Genomic DNA, 26,913 nt, shown 5'->3' with positions numbered 1-26,913 from the left:
TGTAGCGGAGTTGTGGTGTCTGACCGTTCCCATCTGTTTTCCCTACGTATAGGCCATGCGCTGCGTGAAGTGCTGGCCGAAGGCTACAATCTTAATAAACTGGGCAAAGATCTGCTGGCCGGTATTACCGTCGGCATTATCGCGATACCGCTGGCGATGGCGCTGGCGATTGCTTCGGGCGTAGCGCCGCAATACGGCTTATACACTGCCATTATCGCCGGCTTTGTGATTGCCCTCACCGGTGGCTCACGTTTTAGCATCAGCGGCCCCACTGCCGCCTTTGTCGTTATTCTGTATCCGGTGGCGCTAAAATACGGTTTAAGCGGCTTGCTTATCGCTACGGTGCTGTCCGGCTTTTTGCTGCTGCTAATGGCCATGCTTCGGCTGGGACGCCTGATTGAGTATATCCCCGAGTCGGTGACCTTAGGCTTTACCGCTGGCATTGCCGTTGTAATCGCTACCTTGCAAATTAAAGACTTTTTCGGCTTGAGTATAAGCGACATGCCAGAGCACTTTGCCGAAAAAATCACCGTGCTGCTGCAGCATTTACCGCAGTTGTCCTGGCCCAGCCTGGTTGTCGCCGCCAGCACGCTGGCGGTGATGTTACTGTGGCCCAAATTAAAAACTGTGATACCGGCGTATTTGCCGGCACTGCTGGTGGGCACTCTGCTGGCATTGCTGTTACTCAGCTTTGGCTTTGAGCTCGATACCATCGGCTCGCGCTTTAGTTACACTGCTGCTGATGGCAGCAGTGGCAGCGGCATTCCACCCTATTTACCCTATTTTGACTGGCCCTGGCTCAGGCCCGGGCCAGACGGTGAAATGCTGAGCTTTAGCTGGCAACTGGCGAAAGATTTACTGGCCGCCGCCTTTGCCATGGCCATGTTAGGCGCTATTGAATCCCTATTGTGTGCGGTGGTGCTGGACGGTATGTCCGGCCGGCGCCACAGCGCCAACAGCGAGTTATTCGGCCAGGGCTTGGGTAACCTTATTACGCCGTTTTTTGGTGGCATTACCGCCACCGCCGCGCTGGCGCGCTCGTCGGCTAACTTTAAAGCCGGTGCACAGTCGCCGCTGGCAGCCATGGTGCACGCCGTGGTGGTACTGCTGGGCTTAGTCTTGTTAGCACAGCTGCTGTCTTATGTACCGATGGCAGCGCTGGCCGCCTTGCTGCTGATGGTGGCCTGGAATATGAGTGAAGCGCATAAAGCACTGCACTTGCTCAAAACAGCACCGCGCAGCGATATCTGGGTGTTTATCACCTGTTTTAGCCTTACCGTGCTGTTTGATATGGTGATTGCCATTACCGCCGGCATCTTGCTGGCGGCACTGCTGTTTGTCAAAGAAATTGCTGAGATGAGCAAAGTGACCGATATCAGCAGCAACCGCAAACAGGTAGAACAGCCGGTGCCCGACGGCTGGCAGGTGTTGAAAATCAGCGGGCCGCTGTTTTTTGCCGCTGCCGATCGGATTTTTGCCGATATTGCCCGGCTAACCGACCACAGCAAAGGCATAGTGTTGTATATGGATGGCGTACCGCTACTGGATGCCGGCGGCCTGGCGGCGCTGAATAAGCTGATCAGCAAATGCCAGAAAAATAACACTGAGCTGATGATTGCCGATTTGCAGTTTCAGCCGCTAAAAACGCTGGCCCGCGCCGGTGTTAAGCCGATAACCGGCGTGCTGAGTTTTTACCCCACGCTGCGTGAGGCGTTAGAGCAGCTTTATCCGCGCGCGCCACAAGACTGACGGATAATCAGCTTGGGCTCAATCTGGCTGATGCTAATAGGCTGGTTATTAATCAGCTGCAGCAGGTTATTCACCAGCAACTCACCGGCCTGGGTGGTATCTTGCTGAATGGTACTGAGTGCCGGCGTGGCAAAGGACGCTACCGGAATATCATCAAAACCCATAACGGCAATGTCTTCCGGCACGCGCAGGTTGTGGCGTTTCAGACAGCGCATGACACCAATGGCAATTAAATCACTGGCACAGAAAATGGCATCAACCTGATGGCCGGCAGCCAGTAACTGCTCGGTGGCGGCGTCACCGGCGCTCTCGGTAGAGATGGCATCAAAATGCGGCACCTGGTTCTCACCGATACCGGCTTTTGACAGTGCCTCAATAAAACCGCGGTAACGGGCGCTAAACTCCGGGCTGCCCTCAGAAGCATTACCAACAAAGGCGAATTTTTTATGGCCGGTAGCCAGTAAATGCTCGCCGGCTAAGCGGCCACCTTCAAAATTGTTACTGCGCAGGGTAAATTCAGGATGGCCCAGCACTTCAGCGCCCCAGCAAACAAAATGGGTTTCCTGTGCCAGTAGTTTGGCCAGCTTTTCTTCGTAGTCTTTGTAATCGCCATAGCCCAGCAGAATAATGCCATCGGCTTTATTGCTGTCTTCGTAATCGGCGTGCCAGTCATCACTTAGCTGCTGAAACGACACCAGCAAGTCCTGGCCGCGTTTGGCACAGGCACGGGTAATGCTGCCGAGCATCGACAGGAAAAACGGGTTAATCAGCGACTCATCCGTGGTGGGGTCTTCAAACAGCAGCAAGGCCAGCGTGCTGCTGCGCTGCTGGCGCAGATTGCTGGCGTTTTTATCCACCTTGTAATTTAGCTGCCGCGCAATGGCCTGCACTTTCTCCCGCGTGGCTTTATTTACCTGCGGGCTGTTACGCAATGCCCGCGACACAGTAGACTGTGACACACCGGCCATGTAAGCAATATCGAATGAAGTTGCTTTGTCTTTCATCTGAGCGCTCTGCTGTGGCAGCGAAATAACTGCGTTGTTTGCTACCTGTCGCTAAAGTACGACGGGAACTTATTGTTATAGTGCGCTTATCATAGAGGGATTTAACAGGGGTTTCAATTTAGTTCTGTGCCACCCCGGCCGCGCGCTGCCCGCCGCCCGCCAGCGGCAATTTGTGAAACATTGTTATACCATCTTATGCCCCACGGCACATCTTGCTACACTGGCAAGGTTAAAGATGTTTTTTTATGTAGGTGACATTTGCGTTATTGCATATTACTGCTGGCGCTGTTATTTAGCAGCGCCAGGGCTGAAACAACGGCTGCCTGTGAGCCGGCGCAAAGCTGTGCCACCGAGCAAACACTGCACCTGAGCTGGGCGCTGGGCTATGGCCAGCGCAGTAACCCGCTGTATGGCGGCGAAGAACTGCCGCTGGTGATCCTGCCGGACATTTATTACTACGCCGAGCACTGGTTTTTTGATAACGGCAAACTGGGCAGCAGCTGGGCCCTGAACGAGCAGTGGCAACTTAGCCTGGTGGCGCAGTTTAATCAGGAAAAAGGCCATTTTCAAAAGTGGTTTGGTGGCAATGCCTTTCAGTTTAGCAGTACCAACTTTTCCAGCCCGTCGATCAGCATTGACAGAGTAGGCCCACTACAAGCTTCGGTACGGGAAATCCGCAAAAGACCTACCGCCTTTGATGCCGGCCTGCAGCTGGATGGTTTAGTGGGTCAGTGGCTGGTGCAGGCAGTGTTGTGGCAGGATGTCAGCAATACCTATCAGGGCCAGCATGCCAGTGTTGGTGTAAGCCTGCCCTGGCAGCAAGACAGCAACCAGTGGCAGTTAAGTGGGCGCCTGTATTGGAAAAGCGCTAAATTAATTGATACTTACTACGGCATTGACAATAATGAGCCGTTTTATTTACCGCGCTATAACGGCAAGCCCAGCTGGCAGCCACAGCTAAGCCTCAGTTGGCAGCGGCCGGTGTCTGAGCGCGTGTCGCTGCTGGCCTTTGTACGTTACCTACATCTGGATGATGCCATGACTGACAGCCCGCTGGTGCGGACCGATAACGTAACGACCTGGTTCTTGGGCATTAGCTACCGGATGTATTAATGCAGGGAGCCTGGTTGTTACTGGTACTGAACGGACTCAGCCCCGCCAGCACAGCGCCGGCAGACTGTGCGGCCAGCCTGTGTTGGCAGGTTAGCCCGCAAATTTGTGTCACCGAACAGCCAGGCCAGCTTTGTCAGGCAGCGTTACAGCTTAACTGGCAAAGCCAAACGCTGATCAGCCCCTGCCTGTACCTGGCAGAGCAAAAGTTGTACTGCTGGGAAAATAGCTATGGTGGCCAATGGCAACAGCAGCTTAGCTGGCAAAATGCTAATCTCAGCTTACGCAGCGCCGATGACAGTGTGCTGTTGCAAACCCCGTTGCAGGTACAAAGCCGTAAACCGGCGCGCCGCCGTTTAAACAGCCCGTGGAGCCTATTCTGATGGCAAAAATTTTATTGGTAGAAGACGATCTGCGTCTGGCCACTTTGGTGCAGAGCTTTTTAGTGCAACACGGCTTTGTGGTAGAGCTACAAAGCCAGGGTGATGCGGTTGCCGAGCATTGCCGCCAGTTTCAACCCGATCTGATCGTACTGGATTTAATGCTGCCCGGCCTGGATGGTTTTGGCGTTTGCCGCCAGATCCGCCCCTGGTACAAGGGCCCGGTATTAATGCTTACCGCCAAACAAAGCGACATTGACCAGGTACTGGGGCTGGAGCTGGGCGCCGACGATTATGTGATTAAACCGGTCGAGCCACGGGTGTTAGTGGCCCGCATTAACGCCTTACTGCGCCGCAGCCAAAGCAACCAGAAGCAAGAGCAGCAGGAGCTGCAATTCGGCCATTTGCAATTAAAGCAGCGGGCCCGCGAAGCCTGGTACCACAACGAGCGGGTTGAACTGACCAGCTATGAATTTGACCTGCTGTGGATGCTGGCCAAACACGCCGGCCAAACGGTAAAACGCGAAGCCATTCATCAGCAAATTATCGGCCGCGAATACGATGGCCTGGACCGTACGGTAGACGTACGTATTTCGCACTTGCGCCGCAAGCTGGGCGACAATGCTGAAACGCCGTTTAAAATAAAAACGGTGTGGGGCAAAGGTTATCTGTTTGTCGCCGATGCCTGGCATTAACGGTTTAACCCCCGATGCAGCGCCTGTTCTGGCATTTTTATCTGTTTATCTTTCTGGTGCTGTTGGCACTGGGCTGGACGGTAGAACAGCTATGGCAACAGTGGCAACCGGCCGCTGAGCCACCCTGGCTGGCCAGTTATCAGACCTTATTGCAACAACAGTTACAAGGGCCACCGTCTGGCTGGCCGGCGCTCAGTCAGCTTGAGGTCACCGCACTTAACGCCAATAGCATCAGTTGGTTAGCGACTGAGCAAGCCCAATTGGAGCAAGGCCAGTTAGTCAGTTTATTTGATGATGCCAAAGTGTACTTTTATGCACTGCGTGAAGGCCAACTATGGCAGTTAGGCCCCTTACCGCTGCAACAGCAGGACGGCGCAGCCTGGTTTAGCCTGCTGTTTTTTGTGTTGCTGGCCGTCGCGGTGGCGCTGTGGCTATACCCGGTTACCCGCGATATCCGCACGCTGGAGCGCAGCCTGCAGCAGCCGCTGACCACAACCGCACTGCCGGCGCATTCTTTTATTGCCCCTATTGCCGAGCGCTTTTTACAGATGAGCCAGCAGATCCGCAGTTTGCTGAACCTGCAGCGGGAAATGACGCACGCCGTGTCACATGAACTGCGCACGCCGATAGCACGCTTAAGTTTTGCGCTGGAAATGGCCAGCCAGTTGCCCGAGCAGGAAAAGCAGCTGATGCTACAGGATGTGCGCGAACTGCAACAACTGGTCGATGAAATACTCGACTACGCCAGGCTGGAAGCCGGCCAGCTGCCACTGCAATGGCAACAGGTAGATTTAGCTGAACTGCTGCTGAGCCTGCAGGAAAAATTATCGCCGCTGCCCGGCGCGCCGATACAACTGCAACTGCCGCCAACTGTCCAGCTGTACGGCGATGGCCATTATCTGGAGCGGGCACTGCAAAACCTGCTGGTTAACGCAAAAAAGTATGCTAAACAGCACATTATCGTCAGCATAACGCAACAACAGCAGTATTGGCAGCTTAAAGTAGAAGACGATGGCCCGGGTGTGGCACCTGCGCTGCGTGAAGATATTATGAAGCCCTTTTTCCGGGTAGAAGCCAGCCGCAATAAAGACTCCGGTGGCTTTGGCTTAGGCCTGGCGATCGTGCAGCGCGTGGCACACTGGCATCAGGGCAGCATCAGTGTTGGCGCCTCGACGCTGGGCGGCGCCTGCTTTGAGCTGCGCCTGCCGCTGCGTCAGGGCTGATACGGTTTACAGCCCGAGGTTTTTCAAAAAGTCGTCGTCTACTTCAACCTCGGCACTGACGGTGTTTTCCGGCGTGTATTGCTGAGCATTGGCCAGAATATCGTCAGGGTGCTCTTGCTCGGCTTTATCAAACTCGTGCAGCTGAATAAATTCGGTTTTATCCATCGCCAGTTCCAGATAAAAAATATTGTGCTCTGGCGTGCTAAAGGTTACCCGGCGCGCTTGCGGCTGGTCCAGTTGGGTGTTAATTAAAATTTGTACCTGTTTGTTTATCGCCATCATCTTCGGCTGGCTTTGATTAATCGAGGTATGCAGGTCGTAGCGCACCGTATTGGTAAAATCACCGACGATCTGGTTCATCAGCTCGCCCATCACATTACCCACCTCATCTGAGGTATGAAACTGCGCCAGCTCTTCTTCCGGCATGCCCATGCTCATCAGGTATTTTTTGTATATTTCCATCGCTGCCTGGGCAGTAAAGTTAATGATCACCAGGCCGGAAAAGCCGCCGTCGAACAGCACAAAACAGCCTAAATCGGGCCGCAGACAGGTTTTCTGAATTTTTTGTACCATCGGCGAGTAGGCAACATTATGGTTACCGGCGCCGGCCAATACCTTAGTGACCGACTGGCATAGCGTCAGTAAAATCTCATCAGTGGTAATTATTTTGGTCTTTTTCATCAGTGTTATCCAAGCGGTCAGGTTAAGTCAGTATAAGCCTAAGCCAGCCATTAAGGCTATGTTGGGTTGTTGTCCGGTGGTGCATTAAAACGCTGTATAATTTGCTGGTATTCGCCGCTTTGCTGCAGTTGCAGCAACCCCTGGTTAATCATATCGCGCAGCGCTGGCTGCCAGCAGGCCGCCGGGTAGGCTCGCTCGGCAAATAAATAGTGGGTAGTCAGCTGATACTGTGGCGCCAGCATCGCTGCCAGATACCACAACACCCGCCGCTCGCCAATCACCAGATCAACCCGGTCACTGAACAACAGCTCCAGCTGCAACTCACGCTCGGCCAGCTCAAGGTAACTGGCGTTGCTGATAGCACGGCTAAACTCTGGCCCCAGCACTTGCTGTGCCTGCTGATAGGCAACAATACGTTTATCGCTCAGCGCCGCCAGGCCATCCAGTTGCAGCTGCCGGTGCTGCAGGCTAACGGCAACATCCTGAAACGGCAAATAATCCTGGCTGTAACTGGCACCGGCCACGTCAATGGCGACCGGCGAAGCGCAATCAAGTTTTTTATCACTAAACTGCTTTAACAGCCGGCTGTAGCTATGTAGTTCGTATTCTACACTCAGCCCGGCGCGGCGGAAAATCCTCGACAGCAGCTGATACTCAATACCATCCAGCTCGCCATCGGCATTGTAAAACGACCAGGGGGCCGACAAATGCAGTCCAATACGCAGCGGCTGAGCCTGTGCAGTGGTCACCGCATGATCAGCCTGCACTGGCAAATACAGCATCAGGCTTAACAACACTAAACACGATCGAACCAGGTTTGACATAAAGTTACGCTTTGACGGCAATAGCGTCATTACAAAGCTTTCTTGCCACAAAAGCAATGCGATGTCTGTCACCGACATATTTGCTAACGTATTTTTACACCAGGCCATTAGCTGCCGGGCGCGAAACCACGTATCATAGCCGGCTATTCTTGCAAGAGCGTCAGGTTATGTCTGTTAAACCCGCAGGCTGGATCATTCTGTTGCTGGCCGCTGTGGTGGCCACCACACCGCTGGCTATCGATATGTATCTACCGGCGATGCCGATTATGGCGCAGCAGCTGGATACCTCTATTGGTATGGTGCAGCAGTCGTTAAGTATCTTTCTGGCCTTTTTTGGCATCAGTATGCTGATCTGCGGCCCGCTGGCAGACCACTTCGGCCGCCGCCCGCTGGCGCTGCTTGGTTTAAGCGGCTTTGTGATGGCCAGCATAGCGTTAAGTTTGGTCAGCAGTATCGAGTGGTTTTTGTTTTGGCGCGCGCTGCAGGCGCTGTGCGGCGCAGCCGCCACTGTGGTGGTGCCTGGGATAGTGCGGCACCTGTACCAGGAACATACCGCTAAGGGCATGTCTTATGTGTCGATGATAATGATGCTGGCGCCGCTGTTAGCGCCGGCCATTGGCAGCGGTGTGCTGTGGCTGGCCAACTGGCAGATGATTTTTATCACCCTGGCCGGCTATGCTGCGGTGGTGTTGCTGCTATGCTGGCGGGCGCTGCCGGAAATCAGCCGCCCGGCGGTCTCGCAGCCATTGCACTTTTTCAGTGGCTACAAGGTGGTGTTTGCCCAGCGCTCTGCCCGCGCTGATATTGCCACTTCGATGTTTGCCTCGTTCTCGTTTTTCTGCTTTTTAACTGCCGTGCCCTTTGTCTACATTCAGTATTTTGGTGTTGACGAGCAAGAGTTCAGCCTGCTGTTTGGCTTTAATGTACTTATGCTGATGCTGGCCAATTTTATTAACAGCCGTTTGGTTACCCGGCAAGGGCCACAGCGTATGCTGCGAGCCGGCCTGGCACTGGCTATTGTCAGCGCCAGCCTGCTGGCGTTGTTTAATTTCTGGCAGTTTGGTTTGCTGTACACTGTGCTGAGCATAGCGCCGCTAATGGCCAGCCTTAGCCTGATAGCCACCAACGCCGATGCGATGATTTTAATGAAATTTCCCGATAACAGCGGCACCGCCACTGCCGTTATTGGCACGCTGCGTTTTGGTATTGGTGGCCTGGCCGGGCCCTTACTGGCCTGGTTTTATAACGGTACACCGCTGCCGTTTTCGCTGCTGATGTTACTGGGGGTGCTATGTATTGCCATCAGCCAGCTGTGGCACACCCCGGCGGCTGCAGCGGCGCAGCCCGATTAAATTTTGCAGGCGCCGCCGCTACATTCGTCGTCATCATCGCCAAATTGTGGCTCGGCTGCGCGCTGCAGCTCAGCTTGTTGTTGCTGTTCAATGTTTTGCTCGGCCTGAGCAAAATCCAGGTGGTCCAGGTCAAAGTCTAAATCTGACATTATCGTCTCTCCGCATCGGTTAACAGTTGGCAGTGTAGCAAAGCGCTGCGCCAGCCTGAAGTAAAAACGCCGGCAAATTTAGCCGGTGCGGTTGGGCGGTGAAATTGCTAGAATAGCCGGCAGTTTTCGCCTAAGCCGCAGGAGCCTTGCATGACAACCCTCACTATTCAAACCCCGGATGACTGGCATTTGCATTTTCGTGACGGCGATATGCTGCGCGAAACTGTACCGGCCACAGCGCGCCAGTTTGCCCGCGCTATTGTCATGCCTAACCTGGTGCCGCCGGTTACCACTGCCGCCATGGCCGTGGCTTATCGTGAGCGCATTTTAGCCGCGCGCCCGGCAGGCAGTACCTTTGAGCCTTTGGTTACCCTATACCTGACCGATAAAACCCGCACCCAGGATATTATTGACGCCAAAGCCGCCGGTGTGGTGGCCGCGAAGCTATACCCGGCCGGTGCCACCACCAACTCCAGCCACGGTGTCGGCGCGTTAGATGCGCTGTACCCGGTATTTGAAGTGATGGCCGAGCAAGGCATGCTGCTGCTGATTCACGGCGAAGTCACCGACCACGACATTGACATTTTTGACCGGGAAAAAGTGTTTATCGACCGCTATTTGCAGCATATCGTCGCCCGTATCCCCAGCTTAAAGGTGGTGTTTGAGCATATCACCACGGCTGATGCCGCCAGCTTTGTTGCAGAGGCGTCAAACAATGTCGCAGCGACTATTACGCCACAGCATTTATTGTTAAACCGTAACGATTTGCTGGTGGGTGGTGTGCGGCCGCACAACTACTGCTTACCGGTATTAAAGCGTCGCACCCATCAGGAAGCGCTGCGCGCGGCAGTGGCCACCGGCTCAGCCAAGTTCTTTTTGGGCACCGACTCAGCACCGCATGAAAAACACCGTAAAGAGTCAGCCTGTGGCTGCGCCGGCTGTTACAGCGCCCACAGCGCCATAGAGCTATATGCACAAATCTTCGATGACTTAGGTTGCCTGGAGAAACTGGAAGGCTTTGCCAGCCATTATGGCGCCGACTTCTACGGCCTGCCACGCAACAGCGGCACGGTAACCTTAGTGAAGCAGCAATGGCAGGTGCCGGCAGAAATCATTCTGCCCAACGGCAACCCGATAGTACCGTTCTACGCCGGTGAAACCTTAAACTGGAAGCTGGTGTAATCATACATGCTCAGCGGCGGTTTAGTGCTGCTGAGCGCTTTCGTATTCCTGACAAAACTGGTCAAATTCTTTCACCGACATTTTCAGCACTACATCTGCTCCGGTAAAATACAGTTCACCCAGGTTCTCAAAATAGATTGGCTGGCCATAACTCTTCGGTGATACCGTGCGCTCGGTTCTGGTATCACGTAATAATCCTTCATCACGAATCCACATTGCGGTGTCCTTAAAATCCGTTTTAGTTCCCACAACCGGCATTTTACCTATTAACGCCACATTGTAAACAACTAGTTTAAAATACGTAATTAATTGACGGATTTTCCTGCACCGTAATCTACAAAGCGCGTGCAACTAGTTCTTCAGATAACTGAGTAAGCGCTCTAAAGCGCGGTAGCTAAGTGCTTCCATTAAATGGGCACGGCTAATGTGGGCTTGCTGCTGCAAATCGGCAATGCTGCGCGCCACCTTAATAATTTTATGGTAAGTGCGCGCCGACAGCTTAAAGCGGTGAATGGTATCTTCCAGAAACTGCGCATCAGCGCGCTGCAGCGGGCAAAAATCGGCAATTTCGCTGCCCGTTAGCCGGGCATTCGCCTTACCCTGGCGTGCCAGTTGCAACTGCCTGGCCGCCAATACCCGCTCGCGCACACTGGCGCTGCTTTCTTCCTGTGTCTGCTGGCTTAGCATGCCCTTGGGCAGCAGCGGCACTTCTATTTGCAGCTCAATACGGTCGATAAAGGGGCCGGACAAGCGGTTTAAATAGCGCATTACCTGCTCGGGTGTCGCACGGCCATCCTGATGATGGCCGGTCGGGCTGGGGTTTAATGCCGCCACCAGCTGAAACTGCGCCGGAAACTCGGCCTGGCGTGCGGCGCGGCTAATGTGCACCACGCCGGTTTCCAGCGGTTCGCGCAGTACATCCAGCACCTTGCGCGGAAACTCCGGCAGCTCATCTAAAAACAAAATGCCATGATGCGACAGCGAAATCTCGCCCGGCCGGGGCACCGAGCCACCGCCCACCAGCGCCACCGCTGAACTGGTGTGGTGCGGGCTGCGAAACGGCCGCTGTTGCCAGTCGGTTAAATTACGCTTTAGCCCGGCAATGGAATAAATAGCTGCGGTGGCTAAGGCTTCGTTTTCGGTCAGCGGCGGCATAATGCCCGGCAGACGCTGTGCCAGCATCGACTTACCGGTGCCGGCCGGGCCCAGCATCAACAGGTTATGCTCGCCGGCAGCGCAGATCTCCAACACCCGTTTAGCATGTGCCTGGCCTTTTACATCGGCTAAATCGGGCAGGTGCTGCGCCTCACGCGCGGGTAAAGCGGGTATTGCCGGCAACGGCTGCTGTGCCAGTAAAAAGCTGTGTACCTGTAGCAAGTGCTCAGCTCCATGCACAGTCACCTTTGGCACCTGCTGCGCCTGCTGGGCATTGTGCATCGGCAGCACGACTTCACGGCCGGCATCACGACAAGCTATCGCCACCGGGATTTCGCCCACTATGCTTCTGATCTCGCCCGATAACGCCAGCTCGCCACAAAACTCATAGCCGTGCAGGCTTTTTTCACTCAGCTGGCCTGAAGCGACGATAATGCCGAGCGCTATCGGCAAATCAAAGCGGCCGCCCTCTTTGGGTAAATCGGCCGGGGCTAAGTTGACGGTGATCTTGCGATCGGGAAAGGCAAAGCCACTATTGACCATGGCACTGCGTACCCGGTCGCGTGACTCTTTTACCGAAGTTTCCGGTAAGCCCACCAGCTGAAACGCCGGCAAGCCATTGCTGATATGCACTTCAACGGTTACCAAGGGGGCATCTAAGCCATGCCGGGCACGGCTGAACACAACGGCCAGTGACATCCCTGTCTCCTGTACGCAAAACGAAAGATAATTAATACTTGCCTAATTGTTAAATTTAAGCAAGAAATTAGCTTAACTTTTGTTTACATTTCAATCTGGCCCGGACGGTGGCGTTTCCAGGATCAGCTTCAGGTTTTCCAGCCCTTGCTGTAAATCTTCGGCAATCATGCCCTCGACATCAACAAACAGCAGCATCAGATTAACCGGGTACGGCAGCTGGCTGGTAAAGCTCCAGCGCACCCGGGTTTGCCCGGCGCTGAGTGCTTCTGTGGTCATATAAGCATGGGAGACTGACGCAAAGGGTTGATGAAAGGTCAGTTGCAGATCGATACGCTCGCCTTCAGCAATGGCAGTAATTTGCTGCTCGCCACTGCCAACATCCGGGTTTTCACTGTGCCAGCGGCTAATGTAGCCAACAGTGCCATCTATCCCGTCACTGGATTTTTGCATATTGGGGTCCAGTGCCGCCCACACACTAAAGTTGTCCTGATTACTGACAAAGCGAATATAGTCAAACACCAGCAGCTGGGGCTGGTTGATTACCACCTCGGCCTGCACCTGATACTGCTGCTTGACCAGCAAAGCCACCAGCAGCGGTATCGCCAGCAGCAGCGCTAGCGTAATGATAAGTTTTTTTAGCATAAGGCATTTCCTGATTAAGCCTGAACGGCACAACTGCTTTTAACCATAGCCGGTTTTTGTTAACACTCCAGTGGCCTGCTGCGCTACTTCAGGCGGTTAACCACAGCAAAACACGCTAAATTTTCGCCAGCGCATTTGGCTTCGGCCAAAACTGCGGTAGCATTACGCCTTTGTGTTTATTGCTTAGGCGTTATGGTTACTGATCCTGCATTTGTGTTAAGCCAGCCACAGCTGGAGCGTTGGTTTGATACGGTGACTTTTCATCGCGCCCAGGCCTACCTGCAGGCCGGTAAAGTGGTGAAACTGGAATACAACAGCGATTTATCCGAAATCAGCGCCCAGGTGTGGGGCGCCGCCTTTACACCGTACCGCCAGTTTATTCAGTTAAAGCGCTCTGGCGACGGCGTGCAGCTGCAAAACCGCTGTACCTGCCCGGTGGGCGCCAACTGTAAGCACGTGCTGGCGGTGTTGCTGCGGCTGCAGCGTGATTATCAGCAACAAAAACTGCAATTAGAACAGCAGCCGCTGCGCCAGTTAAACCAATGGTTTAGCCAGGCCGAGCAAGCCTTAAGCCCCCAGCCGGAAGAAAAAGACGTCGTGCTATATCTGCTGTCTTACGGCCAGGCCGGCCTGCAGCTTAGCCCGCGCCGGGTGAAAGCCAGTAAAAAAGGCGGTTATACCAAAGGTGTGGCTATTGGTAAGTATGATTTAGTCAGCCCGGTAATGCCGCACTGGATTGATGAGCAGGATTACCGGCTTTTAAGTTATTTCCGCGCGCAAAGCCTGCGCGATTTGCCGCTGCTGGAAGGCGACTGGGGTTATCAGTTATTACAACAGCTGCTGCAAAGCGGCCGCTGCTTTTTTTCCGAAGCCCGCCACCCGCTGTCTATGGGCCCGAAACGGTCACTGCAGTTTTACTGGCAAGACGGCGCCGCCGGCCAGCAACTATGCTGGCAACTGGATGACGCCGAGCGCGAATTTGAACTGGTATACACCGATCCGCCCTGTTACCTCGACACCAGCTATTACCAGTTGGGCGAGCTGGACACTACCCTGAGCAGCAGCCAGTTAAAACTGTTAAATACGATGCCGCCGGTGCCGGTGTCTAACCTGGCGGGTACCGTCAGCCGGCTACAGCAACTGTTTAGCCAGGCCAGCCTGCCGGTGCCTAAAGTGGCTGGCCTGAAGCAAGTTAACACCGCCGCCAAACCGGTGCTGCAGTTAAAAATGCTGCCGCATAAAGCCCGCGGCCGCAGCGAGCCCACCGCCCTGCTGCAGTTTCAGTACGGCAACTACCTGCTGCCATTAAACCTGATGCAGGCACAGGCCGAGCTTAACGACAACAACCAAAGCGTGTTTATTAAGCGCGACCGCCCGGCCGAAACCGCCGCGCTGGAACAACTGCTGGCGCTGGAGCTGGTGCAATTGCCGGCGTTACCGGCTCCCTATACCGAACACAGCGCCTTTGGCGTCGGCGAAGGCCCGGATAATCCACTTTTATGGCAACCGCTGCTGGATGCCCTGCCGATGCTGGCGCAGCAAGGCTGGCACATTGCCCGCGACGACGACTTTAAACTGGATATTTTAACCGGCGACCCGTATCTGCAGGTGCAGGATCAGAGCGCCGGTGGCTTTGCGCTGGCCATTCAGGTGGATATCGACGGCACCCAGGTGCCACTGCTGCCGCTGATAAGCCAGTGGCTGCGCCAGTATGGCCTGCCTGATGCCGGCAAACCGATTTGGTTATCACTGCCGCAGGGCAAGCTGGCGCTGTCACCGGCGCTGATCCAGCCCTTTATCGATACCATTATTGAGCTGTTAAACCCGAACAAGCCGCAATTCAGCCTGGAGTTGCCCGCGTTTAAAGCGGCGCTGCTGCCGGCCGAGGGCAGTAAAGATATCCGCTTTTTAAATGCCCAGCGGGTTACCCGGCTCAGCCGCTTGTTGCACAACTTTAACGGCATTAGCCCCTGCCCGGTGCCGGACGGCTTACAGGCGCAGCTACGCGATTATCAGCTGCAGGGCTTAAGCTGGCTGAGCTTTTTGCGCGAATTTGGCTTAGGCGGCATTCTGGCCGACGACATGGGGCTGGGCAAAACGCTGCAAACCTTGAGTTTACTGCTGACACTCAAACAACGCGGCGAGCTACGCCAGCCGGCGTTAATCGTTTGCCCCACCAGTTTACTCGGTAACTGGCTGGCCGAGGCCGCCCGCTTTACGCCACAGCTGCGCGTGCTGCAGGTGCATGGCAATAAACGTCAGGGGCTGTTTAACCAACTGGCCGATTACGACGTCATCGTCACCAGCTATCCGCTGGTGGTGCGTGACCACAAGTATTATCAGCAGCAGCCACTGGCGGCAGTGATTCTGGATGAAGCCCAGCATATTAAAAACGCCGGCAGCCTGGCGGCTAAAGCGGTACGCCTGCTAAAAGCCGATTTTAAGCTGGCACTATCGGGCACGCCACTGGAAAACCATTTAGGCGAGCTTAAATCGATTTTCGATTTTGTCCTGCCGGGCCTGTTAGGCAACGACGCCCACTTTAACCAGGTATACCGCAAACCTATTGAGAAACACGGCGATGCCGAGCGCGCCCATGCGTTAAAAGCCCGCATAGCGCCCTTTATGCTGCGCCGCACCAAAGCACAGGTGGCCAGCGAACTGCCGGAGAAAACCGAAATTGTGCAGCTGCTGGAGCTGGAAAGCGATCAGCGCAATTTGTATGAAAGCATCCGCCTGGTAATGGAGACCAAGGTACGCGAACTGTTTGTGCAAAAAGGTGTGGCCGCCAGCCAAATTCAGTTTTTAGATGCGCTGTTAAAACTGCGCCAGGCCTGCTGCGATGCGCGCTTAGTGCCGGTCGAACATGCCCGCTCGGTGCAAAGTAATGCCAAACTGCAGTGGCTGCGCGACACCCTGCCGGAGATGTTAGAAGAAGGCCGCAGCATTATTATTTTCAGCCAGTTTGCCAGCATGCTGACGCTGATTGCCGACGAGCTAAACGCACTGGGCATTGATTACAGCAAACTCACCGGCCAGACCAAGCAGCGCCAGACACAAATTGATGCCTTTCAAAACGGCGACACCCGGGTGTTTCTGATTAGCTTAAAAGCCGGCGGCACCGGCTTAAACCTGACCGCCGCTGATACGGTTATTCATTACGATCCCTGGTGGAACCCGGCAGCCGAAGCGCAAGCCACTGACCGCGCCCACCGTATTGGCCAGCAAAAAAAGGTGTTTGTTTACAAGCTGATTGCCAGCAATACGGTAGAGCAAAAAGTGCAACTGTTGCAGCAACATAAGCGCCAGCTGGCCGACCAGCTGTTTGCCGGTGGCAAGGGCCAGCCGTGGCAAGGCAGCAGTGACGATTTACTGGCGCTGTTTAGTGCTGATTAAGCAGCGCGGTTAGTCGGCATACCACATTCTGGCCTGCCGTGCCGGCAGGCTGAAGTTGTAGCTGCTGCCACTGATATACACCAGATTGCCACCGCTTAATACATCGCGGTAATTGCGGTACCAGTAGAAACGGCCGTTGGTATTAACATTAAAGCTTTGGGTGCTGCCACATTTGTTAATGCCTACTACACCTTCCTGACCGCGGCGGAACAAGATAGCGCAGTCATTCCAGGCCAGCATTTCCATGCCCTGGCCCTGCATGCGGTTATGGAAGTTCAGCATTTTACTGATGTGGCTGGCTTTGTAGGCGTTCACCCAGCGGCCATTGTCGGTGCCGGTGCTGTCGCTGAAAATCAGCGGCTTACCACCATCACGCCCCATCACATAGGCATAGGCCAGGTATTCGTCGGTCGGATCCATGATCAGGTAACGAAAGCCATCATTGGTCGGAATATCGTGGGTGACGGTAAAGGTGACCGCCCGGCTGTTTTGCAGCGCCTGGCCATAAGAGGCCGGGTTAACCAGCTGGCTTAAACTGCCGCCAAAGCCAAAGGCTGAACGGATACTGCTAAACAGCGGAAAATCATAGGCTTTATGATCGGTGTAGCTTAAATAGGGCGCTAAAAAGCTGTCGTATTCGTTATTACCGGCACCGCCGCTGGTAATAATTTCACCAAACACGTACATGCCGTCTTTAATGCTGCTGGTGAAGATTTCATTGATATGCCAGATGGTCATATGTTTGGCGGCATCTACCCGAAAGCCTTTAACCCCCAGTGCTTTTAACGCGCTTAAATAGGCACGCTGTTGCTGTACCACCCAACTGTTGGGGTTTAAATCAGGCAAACCGGTGTCACCGCTACCGCCGCACAGCCGGTAATTTTGTACCTGCCATACATCGTTGTAATTGCTGATACAGTTGGCCGGGTTAAAGTCCCACGGGCTGAAGAGGCCCTGGGTTAAATTGCCAAACAAGCGCTGGTTGTTCCAGTAGCTGCTGTTACTGCCATAGCTGTTAAGCGCCGCCTGGCCGGGAAAGTCGGTGGCGCCACTTCGCTCGTTCGCCATATGGTTCAGCACGATATCGGCGTAAACGTCTACCTTACGTGCCGGGTTGGCGTCATTTAACGCATTGATCATATTCACAAAAGACTGCTTGTTGCCTTTACAGTGGTCGATAACACGAATATCCTGCGGCTGGTAACGCTGCCACCAGGCGCAGTTACCGGCGTTTGATTTTAGCGGTGGCGCCACCAGCACAGCTTTATAACCAAGGTTTTTAATCTCACTGGCCTTGGCCGCCACTTCGTCATAGTGCCAGTCAAAGGCATGTAAAATGGCATCGGCACTGGCGGTACTGCTAAGCACTGCCGGGGTTAACACCAGCATCAGCTTAAGCAGCTGACGCCTGATTACGGTACTGATTACTTGCATTGGTCTATCCTTTATTGTGTTTGGTTTATGCAAGTCATCCGTGAGCGGGCAGCGGTGCGGCCATGCCGGCACCACTAAGTGTTAGTGACATCAAGCTCCGTTAACACCCCTTTACCCTACGCCTTGGCGTTGTATATTTATTGCTCATATACGCCAACTTTACAGTTTTGCTACAACAGGAACAAAGTGTCTCATTGACCACGCCAGACAGCGGCTTTAGGCTAAGCCTACTGTGGTTTTTGCCGGAGACGAAGCGATGAAAAACCTGACCGAACACCTAAGCCAATATGCCAAGTACCATCGTGATGAGCGCAATATCCTCACCCACTATGCCGGCATTCCACTGATTGTCATTGCCCTCTTTGGCTTGTTGTGGTGGCCGCTGTTCACTCTTGGTGGCGTAGCCATTACCCCGGCGCTGATATTGTTTGTTGCCTCTGCGCTGTTTTATTTTCGGCTCGACGTACGCTTTGGCCTGATAATGCTGCTGTTTAGCGGCAGCTGCTTTGCTATCGCCGGCTATCTGGCGACGCAGCCAACCGCCGTCTGGCTGGGCAGCGGCGTAGCCCTGTTTGTTGTAGGTTGGGTGCTACAGTTTATCGGCCATTACTACGAGGGTAAAAAGCCCGCCTTTGTTGATGATCTGATTGGTCTTTTTGTCGGGCCACTGTTTATTATCGCCGAGCTGGGCTTTAAACTTGGCCTGCGTAAACAGCTGCAGCAAGATATTGAGCACATTGCCGGTAAAACGCATTAAATCAGCTGTCGTTAAGCCAAATACAATAAGCTAAGCCGGAATAAGTCACTGAAGTAAGTGGTAGTGAATGCAGTATTTTTTTATTGTTGTTAGCAGCTTATTGCTGCTGTTATCCAGTGCCAGCCAGGCGGCGCCGACCAATTTTGACCAGGCAAAAAAGCTGGCGCAGCGTATTCACGCCCCTGAAGCGAAAAGCTTTTATTGCGACTGCGATATTCGCTGGCAAGGCAGTAAGGGCATACCGGATTTAGCCGGCTGTGGCTATCAGGTACGTAAAAACGGCCCGCGCGCCAGCCGTATCGAATGGGAGCATGTGATGCCAGCGCATCACTTTGGCCATCAGCGCCAGTGCTGGCAACAAGGCGGGCGCAAAAACTGCGTGAAAACCGACGAGGTGTTCCGCCTGATGGAAGCCGATTTATACAACCTGGTTCCCGCTATTGGCGAGGTAAATGGCGATCGCAGCAACTTCCGGTTTGGTGTATTACCGGCTACCGAAGCCAAACACGGTGCCTGCCCGGTGAAAGTCGATTTTAAGCAAAAGGTGTTCGAACCCGCGCCCAATGTGCGCGGTGATATCGCGCGCATTTACTTTTATATGGCCGACAAGTACAACCTTAACCTGTCGCGCGCCCAGCAGCAGTTGTTTATCGCCTGGCATAAGCAAGACCCGGCAACACCGCAAGAGCGCGAGTTAAACCAGCGCATTAACCAACATATGGGCCACGACAACCCTTTTGTTAGCGGCAAGCGCGAGTGGAATTTGGGCTATAAACCAACCGGGTATGGGTTGGTGGTAAGTCAGTAAATTACCTGGCGGAAGCTACTGCTGACCGCCGGCGCTAAAAATGGGGTTGGTTAATTTACAAAACGAGACTTTTCCGTTCTCTTCCAGCAAGTTTTACCGTCTTTATGCAGCATCGCCCTGTCAACTACTAAGCGGCCTTGCTCTGTGCTGATACCAGGCTGCTGTGCCGGAATAAAGGTAGCCCACAACTTTACCCATTCACCGCTACAAGGTGACATAGTCAAACTGCCCTCTTCGGTTTCCGTATCATCCAACACACTGATTGATAACAATGAAATCATATTTTCAGCATGCTCAGAACTTAAATACAGCCGGTCCTGGTGAAAACCAATAAACACTCCGTCTACTTCAATCTTCTTATTGAAGTAGCGCTCAGGTGTAGCGATAAGATTAACCACTGTAGTTACCGCATCGTAGGTGTACGCTTCTTTGGGTGTAGCGTGGCAGCCAAAAACGAAGGCTGACAGCAGCAAAGCAAATGAGTACTTATGAATTTTCATTACTACCTCTTAGCTTTAAGAGTCATATCGACACGTGTAAAAGTATTGCCATCAGTCACATAAATAATGCCGATGGCATTCGTGCCAGTGCCCATCACAAACACAGGCCGTTCAGTTTCACGAGCCAGTTTCTTATAAACTGCCCGAAAATGTTCTGAGCTAAAACTCTCAAGCCTGACTCGGGGAGGGACTCCAACTAATACCGCGACAGCAGTATTATCCTCACTGATATTAACAAAATTACATACCAACCCATTAGTACCATTACATTCCCGCCCGGCAGTTGCATTAGTACCAACGCGACTGTATTTGTAACTCAGATCTTTATCTTTTCTAATCACCAACCCAAGAGGTGCATTAGCCCTGATAGCATCATGTCCTACTGCTGGTTTATTGTTTGCACCACGGTTATTAGCAGCACGAACTTCACTGCCTACTTGGCCTCTAGCCCTGTTGAGTAAAGAGATAAATGCCGGGTCATCGCAAAGTACACCACATTCCTTAATCAAATCCATTTTAAAAGTCCGATAAAGCTAGAAGAGAGAGCATTGTAAATTAATTGATAATATTTGAAAGTAATAAGTTTAATTTTATGATTCATTGTCGAGAAAAAGACTTCCAGCGTTAAATACCAATGCTCGCGGTAAATCCATTTGTTAAGCATATGGGCCACGATAATCCATTTGTCAGCGGCACGCGCGAGAGAAATTTGGGGTATAAGAAAACCGGGTATGGATTAACACTAAGCCAATAAAACACAAGCCACAGTTTGCCTAATAATTAGGCCGCTTGATTTACAAACAACTAACCGCCTAGACTAAGAGCAATTCTGGAACTTGCAAAATCGTTTATGCGACACTTCCGATTTATGATCATTCGGAATGTTCGGTTAGCATGTTCAACTTGACGGTTAGGGAATGAGAATGGAACAAAGCTGGGATACCTATAAAAGTTGGGTCGCAGACGCAACACGAAACAACAAAAAGTACTATTTTCGAGGTCAGAGCGATAGCAGGTGGAAGCTAGAAACCACTTTTCAGCGCAGCGCCAAGCTCAAAGGCATATCTCTCGAAACTTACTTTAGCACCATCATAAATGACGTAAATTATCAAGTTGCTGCCTTTGAGGCTCCAATCAATTTTCAAAATAACGCTGAATATGGTGCATTCTTGGGGAAACTGCAACATCATGGCTTTCCTACACCTTTACTTGATTGGACTCTATCTGGCTATATAGCTGCATATTTTGCTTTTAAAAACGCGCCGTTAAGTCCCAATGTGACAGATAAAGTTACAGTGTATATTTTCGATATTGAGGGTTGGAACGAAGCTTTCGGCTCTGAAACGAACTTTCTTGGAGTTGAACAGTTTGTCAGTAACTTTGTTCCATATGCGACAGGGAACCAAAGAATGGCAAGGCAAATGGGGGTAACAACTTCGACTAATGTGGTTGATATTGAAAACTTTATTATGCAGAAAGGTACTGAGAGAAATCGTACATTTTTGTGGCGTTATGATATGTCAGCTATTAACCGAAATGTTGTAATGCGAGAGCTAAATTCTATGGGAATCAATGATATGACCTTATTTCCTGACTTCGACGGCTTATGCCGGCACTTAAAAGAAGTACATTTTACGAGTCATCAACATATATTGCCACCACCACCACCGCCATCACCATTGAATAAAAATGGCTAACAAGTCTGATAAGATGTTTGCAATTAGCTAAATATCGTGGTCAAAAGTTGTTTATTGCCTGACATAAGCAAGACCCGGAGACATCGCTAGAGCTCGAGCTTGACCAGCGCATAAGCCAGCATATGGGCCACGATAATCCTTTTGTCAGCGGCAAGCGCGAGTGGAGTTTGGGCTATAAGCCAACCGGGTATGGGTTGGTGGTTAGTCAGTAAAACGGTTAGCTAACATTACCACCCGGCCCATTTATCGTTGCCACCTGCACCTGTCCAGCACGGATAGCGCCGGCCAGATCGCTGTAAAGCTGCGACTCTACCTCGCTAAAGCGGGCATTTAGCCCCTCGAGCATACACACCTGGTTGCGGCCGTTAGTTTTACTTAAATACAGCGCCATATCGGCAATTTGCAGTACCTTTTCCCAGTCCAGCTCAGCCTCGCTGATACCGGCAAACGGCAAGTGAATAAAACCACCACTAACTGTTACTGCGATCTGTTGGTTGTCAAAGGTCACCGGCTGTTCACCAATAATATTTAACACCCGTTGTACAAAGCTGCCAACATGGGCCGGGTCGATATTATCCAATACCAGCAACATTTCTTCACCGCCCCAACGCACCACCATATCTTTGTCGCGACAGCTATCTTGCAGCCGCTGCGCCACACTTTGTAGCACAGCATCGCCGGCAGCATGGCCATAGCTGTCGTTTACCTTTTTAAAGAAGTCGATATCCAGCAATAAAAAGCCGGTAATGCTACTGCTGACAATATCGCCATCGCGCCGCTTTAACGCCCGCTTTTGTAAATACTCCTGCAGTGCACGGCGGTTATACAGCCCGGTGAGTACATCGCGTTGTGACTGATACGCCAGCAGCTTATTGGTTTCGTGAAGCTTTTTATTAGAGCGGCGCACCTTACGGTATAGCTGGAATACCATAACAGCGGCAAAGGCAACAATAATGGCAACTAACCAAACGAGTTGTTGATGCAACCGCTGGTTTTCCAGCAACTGGGCATGCAGCGCGTTTTCCTGCTCCAGTATAGTGATCTGCTGCGCTTTGGCTTTAGAGTCATACCTGTCGTGCAGTGCGGCCAGCCGGCTTTCGCTGTCGGCTTTGCGGATATCCTCCTGCAAGGCCATTTGCTCCAACAAGGTGTCGGCTTGCTCTTTATAACGTCCGGCTGCAGCATACGCCTTGGCCAGCCATTCATAATAGGGTTCATATTCCGTTTTGGCAGAATGCTGGCTTAAATAGCGCATAGTGCTTTCCATCTGCGCTATGCCCTCGTCATGCTCACCTTGCATCACACGGATAAAGCCCAGATTTTGCAAGATTAACTGCTTGCTGTGCTCGTCTTGTAGCTGCTCTGCCCGCTTAAGTGCCTGCTGTAAGATGGTTTTGGCCTCAGCATACTGCGCCATCTGGATATAGGTGGCACCGAGGTTATTCTCGAAAATAAGTGCAGTGCTGTCATGCCCCACCGCATTTGCCGCTGCCAGGCCTTGCTGATTAATTTGCACCGCACGCGGATAATCTTTTTCTGAGCCGACGATATAGCCCAGCAGCAAATACAGCTCCGGTAAAAAGCCATCATGGCCATACTTTTTCGCCTCGGCGATATTTTGCTCGGTCAGAGTGCGGGCCTGTGTCCAGTTTCTCAGCTCAGTGTGCACATGGGCTATGTTGTAGTTTAAAAAGGCCCGCCGGCGCAATGTGAAAGCATCATCGGTTTCGCTTACCGCATCCAGCGCGTCGATAAAATGTTGCAGCGCTTTTTCAAATTGCTGATCGGCTTTATACAACCGGCCCAGGACGTTATTGGCGTAGTAACGTACCCGTGGTGTCAGCGCGCGGCTAACGGCTTGGGTCGCCCGGTCAATATTAAGAAAAGCCTCATTTAACTTAGTCTGATACAGCCGGATCTCCAGCTCAGTGGCGTAGATTTCTGCCAGCGTATCGGCATCTTCTGTCAGCTCGGCCTGGGCCAGTAACTGGCTAAGGCGCTGCTCCAGCCGCTCGGGATCCTGTTGGTAAAACTGGTAGTTAACCAGATAACTGAGCAGCCGCACCCGGCTGGCAATAGCGGGGTTATGCGCATGTTGCTGCTCCAGCTCAAGCAATTGCTGCTCGGCAGCGGCAACATCGTCTATCGACAGCAGAATATACTTATCCAGTGCTTGCTCCAGCTGGGCGTCAACCGGTAATGCTGCCAACACTGGCAAGGCCGGTAGCAACAACAGGGTGAGGTACAGCTGACAACACAGGGATAACCAAAAACGCATAACCACAGGTACCTTAAAGGCTTTTATTATTTTTAGCCCAAGATACCGGATACGTACACCTAATGCACACTTTTGCGGCAAATTACCCTTTGCTAATGCAATGCATTCCCACCAACGTTAGCGGTTTTCGCCACCTTTTCGTGAAAATCGCACATGCCAAGCAACGCCAGAATAAAAATAACGTTATTTATCAGCATGATAAAATTGGCAAGCAGCTTGCTGATAGTTGACCGATAGCGTTTAACTCAAATACAACAAGGACTTCATCATGCGTTTAATTACATTAGCCGCCACCACTCTGATCGTGGCATCCCTCGTTGCCAGCACTCAGCTGGCGGCTCAGACCAACATTGACAAGGTAATGGGCTCTGCCGTCGTCGGCAGCAACCAGCACTACGGCGACATATCGCTGGTAAATGGCAGCGTGCAAATGGCCAGTAACAGCAGTGCCGGGGATGTGTCAGTAGTAAATGGCAGTATTGACCTGCGTGACAACGTTAGTGTTAACAGTGCCTCTACCGTAAATGGCAGTATTGAAAGTGGCAGCGGCCTGAAGGTGGCCGGCAACCTGGAAACCGTAAACGGTAAAATTCTGCCGGGCACTCATGCTGTGATTGCCGGCCATGTCGACAGTGTTAACGGCGACATCGTGTTGGACCACAGCGAAGTGGCGAAAGATGTCAGTACCGTAAATGGCGATATTAAACTGACCGGTAATACGGTGGTAAAAGGTGATCTGGTGTATAAGCCACGCGGCAAGAAAAAAACCTTTTTCGGCTGGACGAATACCAACAAACCAACACTGTATATCGCTGCCGATGCAGTAGTAGAAGGCCGTATAATTCTGCAACAGGACGTTGAGCTGCAGATCAATAACCCCGCCATGCAGGACAAAGTGGTGTACGACATTAACGACGGCCGTTAAGCCGCCAGCCGCAGCCAGACAACTTTACTTAGTCTGGCTGCAACGTTGCTCTGAATGCCTCTTTATAACGCCGTGACAGCGCCAGTTGCTTACCACATTTGAGCAAAATATCGCCATCACCACTGCTATCGTAGCTAATACTGTCAATAGCATTATGGTTAACCGCCAGGCTACGATGTATCCGGCTAAAACCTTTACTGCTTAGCAAGTCCAGGGTGCTGCTCAGCGTGGCCCTAAGCGGATAAATTCGGCCTTTGCTGTGCAGGTTAACGTAATTGCCACTGGCTTCCAGCCATTCAATCTCATCAGTGCGGATCAAAAACTCTTTGTCGAGTTTCTTTACCAGAAAATGCTCCGGTGCTTTCGGGCTTTTCTGCAAAGCGCTGGCTTCTGCAGTATCTTCAGCTAAATCAAGCTGATGCGCCTCACCTTTTAGCCGGCTGTAGCCAAACATGATCAACTGATAACTCAGTAAAAACCAAATGTAGCCCCAGGCATCTTTACGATATTCGTAGAAAAACTCGCGCAACAGTGGGCCAAACTGATAGTTGCCACCTTGCCAGTAATACACCAGCTCGCGCAGCGCCACCATGATACTGACATGCAGCACTGAGAACACCAGAGTACCAAGCAGGTGTGCCAGCAATTGCCGTTTTACATTCGTCAGTTGCAACGGGTAACGGTTAAACCAGTAAAACAGCAACGGGCAAAGCAACAAAGTGCTGATAGCACTGCTGTATTCCCACACTATTGGCTCCCACAGCGATAAGCTGTTGGCCGGATCGCGGCTGTGTTCCATCCAGACCGAACTGGCGTTTATGGCGGCATTAATAAAAAAATACAGCATCAGCAACAGGTAGCTGTATAACACTGGCCGCCGGTCAAACCGTTCAAACACACTTTTTGTCTTACCGCTTGTCACTCTCAGCCACCTGTTATCCCTAAAGCCCGCCGCTGCGCCATTTGTCTGTGTTGCATGCTAGTGCAGGCGGGCACTATAACGCAACTGCAACCACGGAGCTTTAACATGACAACCACCACAGACACCCGCCGCTACGATGTAGACTGGCTACGCAGCCTGGCCTTTGGCCTGCTGATTTTGTATCACATTGGCATGTATTATGTCGCTGACTGGGGCTGGCATATTAAAAGTGATACCACCAGTGTCGTGCTGCAAAATGTGATGATCCTGACTAACCAGTGGCGCATGTCGCTACTGTTTTTTATCAGCGCTATGGCGCTGGCATTGGCGCAGCGACACAGCTCTAAGCTCAAGCTGTTTAGCCTGCGCAGCAACCGTATACTGATCCCGTTACTGTGCGGCATGTTTATCGTGGTGGTGCCGCAGGTTTATTATGAAGCCTTATCACAACAGCTGATCGCGCCCGGGTACCTTAATTTCTGGTGGCAATATATCAACCCTAATACAGACTTGCTGGTTGAGCATCACAGTCCTATTGGCCTGTTAACCTGGAACCATCTGTGGTTTTTGCCCTATCTATGGTGCTATAGCATCTTGGTGCTGATTGCTGCACCGTTACTTAATGCGCTGGCAAGCCGCCTGCAAGCGCTGCCGGGCCGTATTGCGCTGCTACTGGCAATGGCCAGCCTTATCTGTGCCTGGTATTTTCTGCGCCAGGCTTATCCGTCCAGCCATGCTTTAGTGGACGACTGGTATAACCATGCCAAATATTTCGCGGTCTTTATTGCCGGTTACCTGTTTGCGCTACAAGGCAATTGGTGGCAAAAAGTGATAGTGCAGCGGCGCTGGTTTCTGCTGACAGCGCTACTTTGCTACAGCCTGATTATTGCCGATCGCAACGGCCTGTTCGACAGTATCCCGGCCAGCTTTGGCGAGTCAGTCAGCGGCCGCTTGCTGGTTGGCATGGTGCTGGCGCTAAACCACTGGGGCTGGATCCTGGCGCTAATCGGCTATGCCGGCCGCTACCTGAACCGGCGCACTAATACGCTGGATAAAGACGGCCGCTTGTTGCACTACGCCAACAACGCCATTCTGCCCTGGTATATGCTGCACCAAACCCTGATTATTGTATTTGCCGTCTGGCTAAAGCCGCTGGCATTACCGGTGGCGATTGAAGCGGTATTACTTATTGTGCTGACCTGCGCCGGCTGCTGGGCCGGTTATGAGCTTATCAAACGCTTCTGGCTTAGCCGCTGGCTATTTGGTTTAAAGGTAACGCTACCAGTATTTAACCCCCGCCAGGAAGCTCTGGGGGATAAGCACTAAACCTATCGCCGCTTTGCTGCGTAAA

Annotated in this window: 25 protein-coding genes; 13 read left to right on the top strand and 12 right to left on the bottom strand. The window is 52.5% G+C overall.

What is annotated here, in order from left to right:
- Positions 1-15 precede the first annotated feature (15 nt).
- Positions 16-1,749 (top strand): C4-dicarboxylic acid transporter DauA, encoded by a 1,734-nt coding sequence (gene dauA, locus RNAN_RS08430; RefSeq protein ID WP_008220740.1) that lies wholly within the window; start codon positions 16-18, stop codon positions 1,747-1,749.
- Here dauA and RNAN_RS08425 read toward each other — a convergent pair.
- A complete protein-coding gene (locus RNAN_RS08425; RefSeq protein WP_008220739.1) occupies positions 1,725-2,753 on the bottom strand; it encodes a LacI family DNA-binding transcriptional regulator in 1,029 nt (342 codons plus the stop codon). The genes dauA and RNAN_RS08425 overlap by 25 nt on opposite strands.
- A gap of 258 nt (positions 2,754-3,011) precedes the next feature.
- Here RNAN_RS08425 and RNAN_RS08420 point away from each other — a divergent pair, with 258 nt between their 5' ends.
- From RNAN_RS08420 to RNAN_RS08405, 4 genes are read left to right on the top strand one after another with little or no spacing between them, the layout of a single operon-like run.
- Positions 3,012-3,866, top strand: coding sequence for a MipA/OmpV family protein (locus tag RNAN_RS08420; protein ID WP_008220738.1), 855 nt, complete (start codon positions 3,012-3,014; stop codon positions 3,864-3,866).
- The gene (locus RNAN_RS18660) at positions 3,866-4,246 is read left to right on the top strand and encodes a DUF3019 domain-containing protein (RefSeq protein WP_008220737.1); all 381 of its coding nucleotides are present in this window, start codon (positions 3,866-3,868) and stop codon (positions 4,244-4,246) included. The genes RNAN_RS08420 and RNAN_RS18660 overlap by 1 nt, the downstream gene beginning before the upstream one ends.
- On the top strand, positions 4,246-4,938 hold the full coding sequence (locus RNAN_RS08410) for a response regulator (RefSeq protein ID WP_008220736.1): 693 nt from the start codon (positions 4,246-4,248) through the stop codon (positions 4,936-4,938). Before RNAN_RS18660 ends, RNAN_RS08410 begins: the two co-directional genes overlap by 1 nt.
- 14 nt (positions 4,939-4,952) lie before the next feature.
- On the top strand, positions 4,953-6,161 hold the full coding sequence (locus RNAN_RS08405; protein WP_008220735.1) for an ATP-binding protein: 1,209 nt from the start codon (positions 4,953-4,955) through the stop codon (positions 6,159-6,161).
- Between the two features lie 6 nt (positions 6,162-6,167).
- Here RNAN_RS08405 and RNAN_RS08400 read toward each other — a convergent pair whose 3' ends face one another.
- Positions 6,168-6,842: a DUF3334 family protein gene (locus RNAN_RS08400; protein WP_008220734.1), complete on the bottom strand. Its 675-nt coding sequence runs from the start codon at positions 6,840-6,842 to the stop codon at positions 6,168-6,170.
- A 56-nt stretch (positions 6,843-6,898) separates the two neighbouring features.
- Positions 6,899-7,666, bottom strand: coding sequence for a substrate-binding periplasmic protein (locus tag RNAN_RS08395; protein WP_158467508.1), 768 nt, complete (start codon positions 7,664-7,666; stop codon positions 6,899-6,901).
- Between the two features lie 167 nt (positions 7,667-7,833).
- On the opposite strand from RNAN_RS08395, the gene RNAN_RS08390 reads away from it, so the two are divergent.
- A complete protein-coding gene (locus RNAN_RS08390) occupies positions 7,834-9,018 on the top strand; it encodes a multidrug effflux MFS transporter (protein ID WP_040551923.1) in 1,185 nt (394 codons plus the stop codon).
- On the opposite strand, the gene RNAN_RS19320 is transcribed toward RNAN_RS08390, so the two are convergent.
- Positions 9,015-9,167: a hypothetical protein gene (locus RNAN_RS19320; protein WP_008220729.1), complete on the bottom strand. Its 153-nt coding sequence runs from the start codon at positions 9,165-9,167 to the stop codon at positions 9,015-9,017. The genes RNAN_RS08390 and RNAN_RS19320 overlap by 4 nt on opposite strands.
- 150 nt (positions 9,168-9,317) lie before the next feature.
- On the opposite strand from RNAN_RS19320, the gene pyrC reads away from it, so the two are divergent.
- Positions 9,318-10,349: a dihydroorotase gene (pyrC, locus tag RNAN_RS08385; RefSeq protein WP_008220728.1), complete on the top strand. Its 1,032-nt coding sequence runs from the start codon at positions 9,318-9,320 to the stop codon at positions 10,347-10,349.
- A 21-nt stretch (positions 10,350-10,370) separates the two neighbouring features.
- On the opposite strand, the gene RNAN_RS08380 is transcribed toward pyrC, so the two are convergent.
- The 3 genes from RNAN_RS08380 to RNAN_RS08370 form a co-directional block, all read right to left on the bottom strand.
- Positions 10,371-10,565 (bottom strand): hypothetical protein, encoded by a 195-nt coding sequence (locus tag RNAN_RS08380; protein ID WP_008220726.1) that lies wholly within the window; start codon positions 10,563-10,565, stop codon positions 10,371-10,373.
- A 135-nt stretch (positions 10,566-10,700) separates the two neighbouring features.
- Positions 10,701-12,203 (bottom strand): YifB family Mg chelatase-like AAA ATPase, encoded by a 1,503-nt coding sequence (locus tag RNAN_RS08375; protein WP_008220724.1) that lies wholly within the window; start codon positions 12,201-12,203, stop codon positions 10,701-10,703.
- A gap of 90 nt (positions 12,204-12,293) precedes the next feature.
- Positions 12,294-12,845: an SRPBCC family protein gene (locus RNAN_RS08370; protein WP_008220722.1), complete on the bottom strand. Its 552-nt coding sequence runs from the start codon at positions 12,843-12,845 to the stop codon at positions 12,294-12,296.
- A 192-nt stretch (positions 12,846-13,037) separates the two neighbouring features.
- Between RNAN_RS08370 and RNAN_RS08365 the strand changes: the two genes are divergently transcribed.
- Positions 13,038-16,241, top strand: a complete 3,204-nt coding sequence (locus RNAN_RS08365; RefSeq protein ID WP_008220720.1) for a DEAD/DEAH box helicase — start codon at positions 13,038-13,040, stop codon at positions 16,239-16,241.
- Positions 16,242-16,250: 9 nt separating this feature from the next.
- On the opposite strand, the gene RNAN_RS08360 is transcribed toward RNAN_RS08365, so the two are convergent.
- Positions 16,251-17,675 (bottom strand): alpha-amylase family glycosyl hydrolase, encoded by a 1,425-nt coding sequence (locus tag RNAN_RS08360; RefSeq protein WP_008220718.1) that lies wholly within the window; start codon positions 17,673-17,675, stop codon positions 16,251-16,253.
- 256 nt (positions 17,676-17,931) lie between these two features.
- On the opposite strand from RNAN_RS08360, the gene RNAN_RS08355 reads away from it, so the two are divergent.
- Together RNAN_RS08355 and RNAN_RS08350 are read left to right on the top strand one after the other, a co-directional pair.
- On the top strand, positions 17,932-18,432 hold the full coding sequence (locus RNAN_RS08355; RefSeq protein WP_008220716.1) for an Mpo1 family 2-hydroxy fatty acid dioxygenase: 501 nt from the start codon (positions 17,932-17,934) through the stop codon (positions 18,430-18,432).
- A 67-nt stretch (positions 18,433-18,499) separates the two neighbouring features.
- A complete protein-coding gene (locus tag RNAN_RS08350; protein WP_008220714.1) occupies positions 18,500-19,240 on the top strand; it encodes an endonuclease in 741 nt (246 codons plus the stop codon).
- 50 nt (positions 19,241-19,290) lie between these two features.
- Here RNAN_RS08350 and RNAN_RS08345 read toward each other — a convergent pair whose 3' ends face one another.
- Both RNAN_RS08345 and RNAN_RS08340 read right to left on the bottom strand, forming a co-directional pair.
- Positions 19,291-19,740, bottom strand: coding sequence for a hypothetical protein (locus tag RNAN_RS08345; protein WP_008220712.1), 450 nt, complete (start codon positions 19,738-19,740; stop codon positions 19,291-19,293).
- Positions 19,741-19,742: 2 nt separating this feature from the next.
- Positions 19,743-20,255: a hypothetical protein gene (locus RNAN_RS08340; RefSeq protein ID WP_040551900.1), complete on the bottom strand. Its 513-nt coding sequence runs from the start codon at positions 20,253-20,255 to the stop codon at positions 19,743-19,745.
- Positions 20,256-20,663: 408 nt separating this feature from the next.
- Between RNAN_RS08340 and RNAN_RS08335 the strand changes: the two genes are divergently transcribed.
- A complete protein-coding gene (locus RNAN_RS08335; protein WP_008220708.1) occupies positions 20,664-21,437 on the top strand; it encodes an FRG domain-containing protein in 774 nt (257 codons plus the stop codon).
- 217 nt (positions 21,438-21,654) lie between these two features.
- Here the strand turns inward: RNAN_RS08335 and RNAN_RS08330 are convergent, their stop codons facing one another.
- Complete coding sequence (locus RNAN_RS08330; RefSeq protein WP_008220706.1) at positions 21,655-23,715, bottom strand: tetratricopeptide repeat-containing diguanylate cyclase; 2,061 nt, start codon at positions 23,713-23,715, stop codon at positions 21,655-21,657.
- A 268-nt stretch (positions 23,716-23,983) separates the two neighbouring features.
- Here RNAN_RS08330 and RNAN_RS08325 point away from each other — a divergent pair, with 268 nt between their 5' ends.
- The gene (locus tag RNAN_RS08325) at positions 23,984-24,640 is read left to right on the top strand and encodes a DUF4097 family beta strand repeat-containing protein (protein ID WP_008220697.1); all 657 of its coding nucleotides are present in this window, start codon (positions 23,984-23,986) and stop codon (positions 24,638-24,640) included.
- Between the two features lie 28 nt (positions 24,641-24,668).
- Here the strand turns inward: RNAN_RS08325 and RNAN_RS08320 are convergent, their stop codons facing one another.
- Positions 24,669-25,562, bottom strand: a complete 894-nt coding sequence (locus tag RNAN_RS08320) for a LytR/AlgR family response regulator transcription factor (RefSeq protein WP_008220695.1) — start codon at positions 25,560-25,562, stop codon at positions 24,669-24,671.
- A gap of 105 nt (positions 25,563-25,667) precedes the next feature.
- Between RNAN_RS08320 and RNAN_RS08315 the strand changes: the two genes are divergently transcribed.
- Positions 25,668-26,888: an acyltransferase family protein gene (locus RNAN_RS08315; RefSeq protein ID WP_008220693.1), complete on the top strand. Its 1,221-nt coding sequence runs from the start codon at positions 25,668-25,670 to the stop codon at positions 26,886-26,888.
- Positions 26,889-26,913: the final 25 nt, after the last annotated feature.

It is taken from the genome of Rheinheimera nanhaiensis E407-8, assembly GCF_000296695.1.
Taxonomy (GTDB): domain Bacteria; phylum Pseudomonadota; class Gammaproteobacteria; order Enterobacterales; family Alteromonadaceae; genus Alishewanella; species Alishewanella nanhaiensis.
This window is presented reverse-complemented; position numbering and strand designations above follow the sequence as displayed.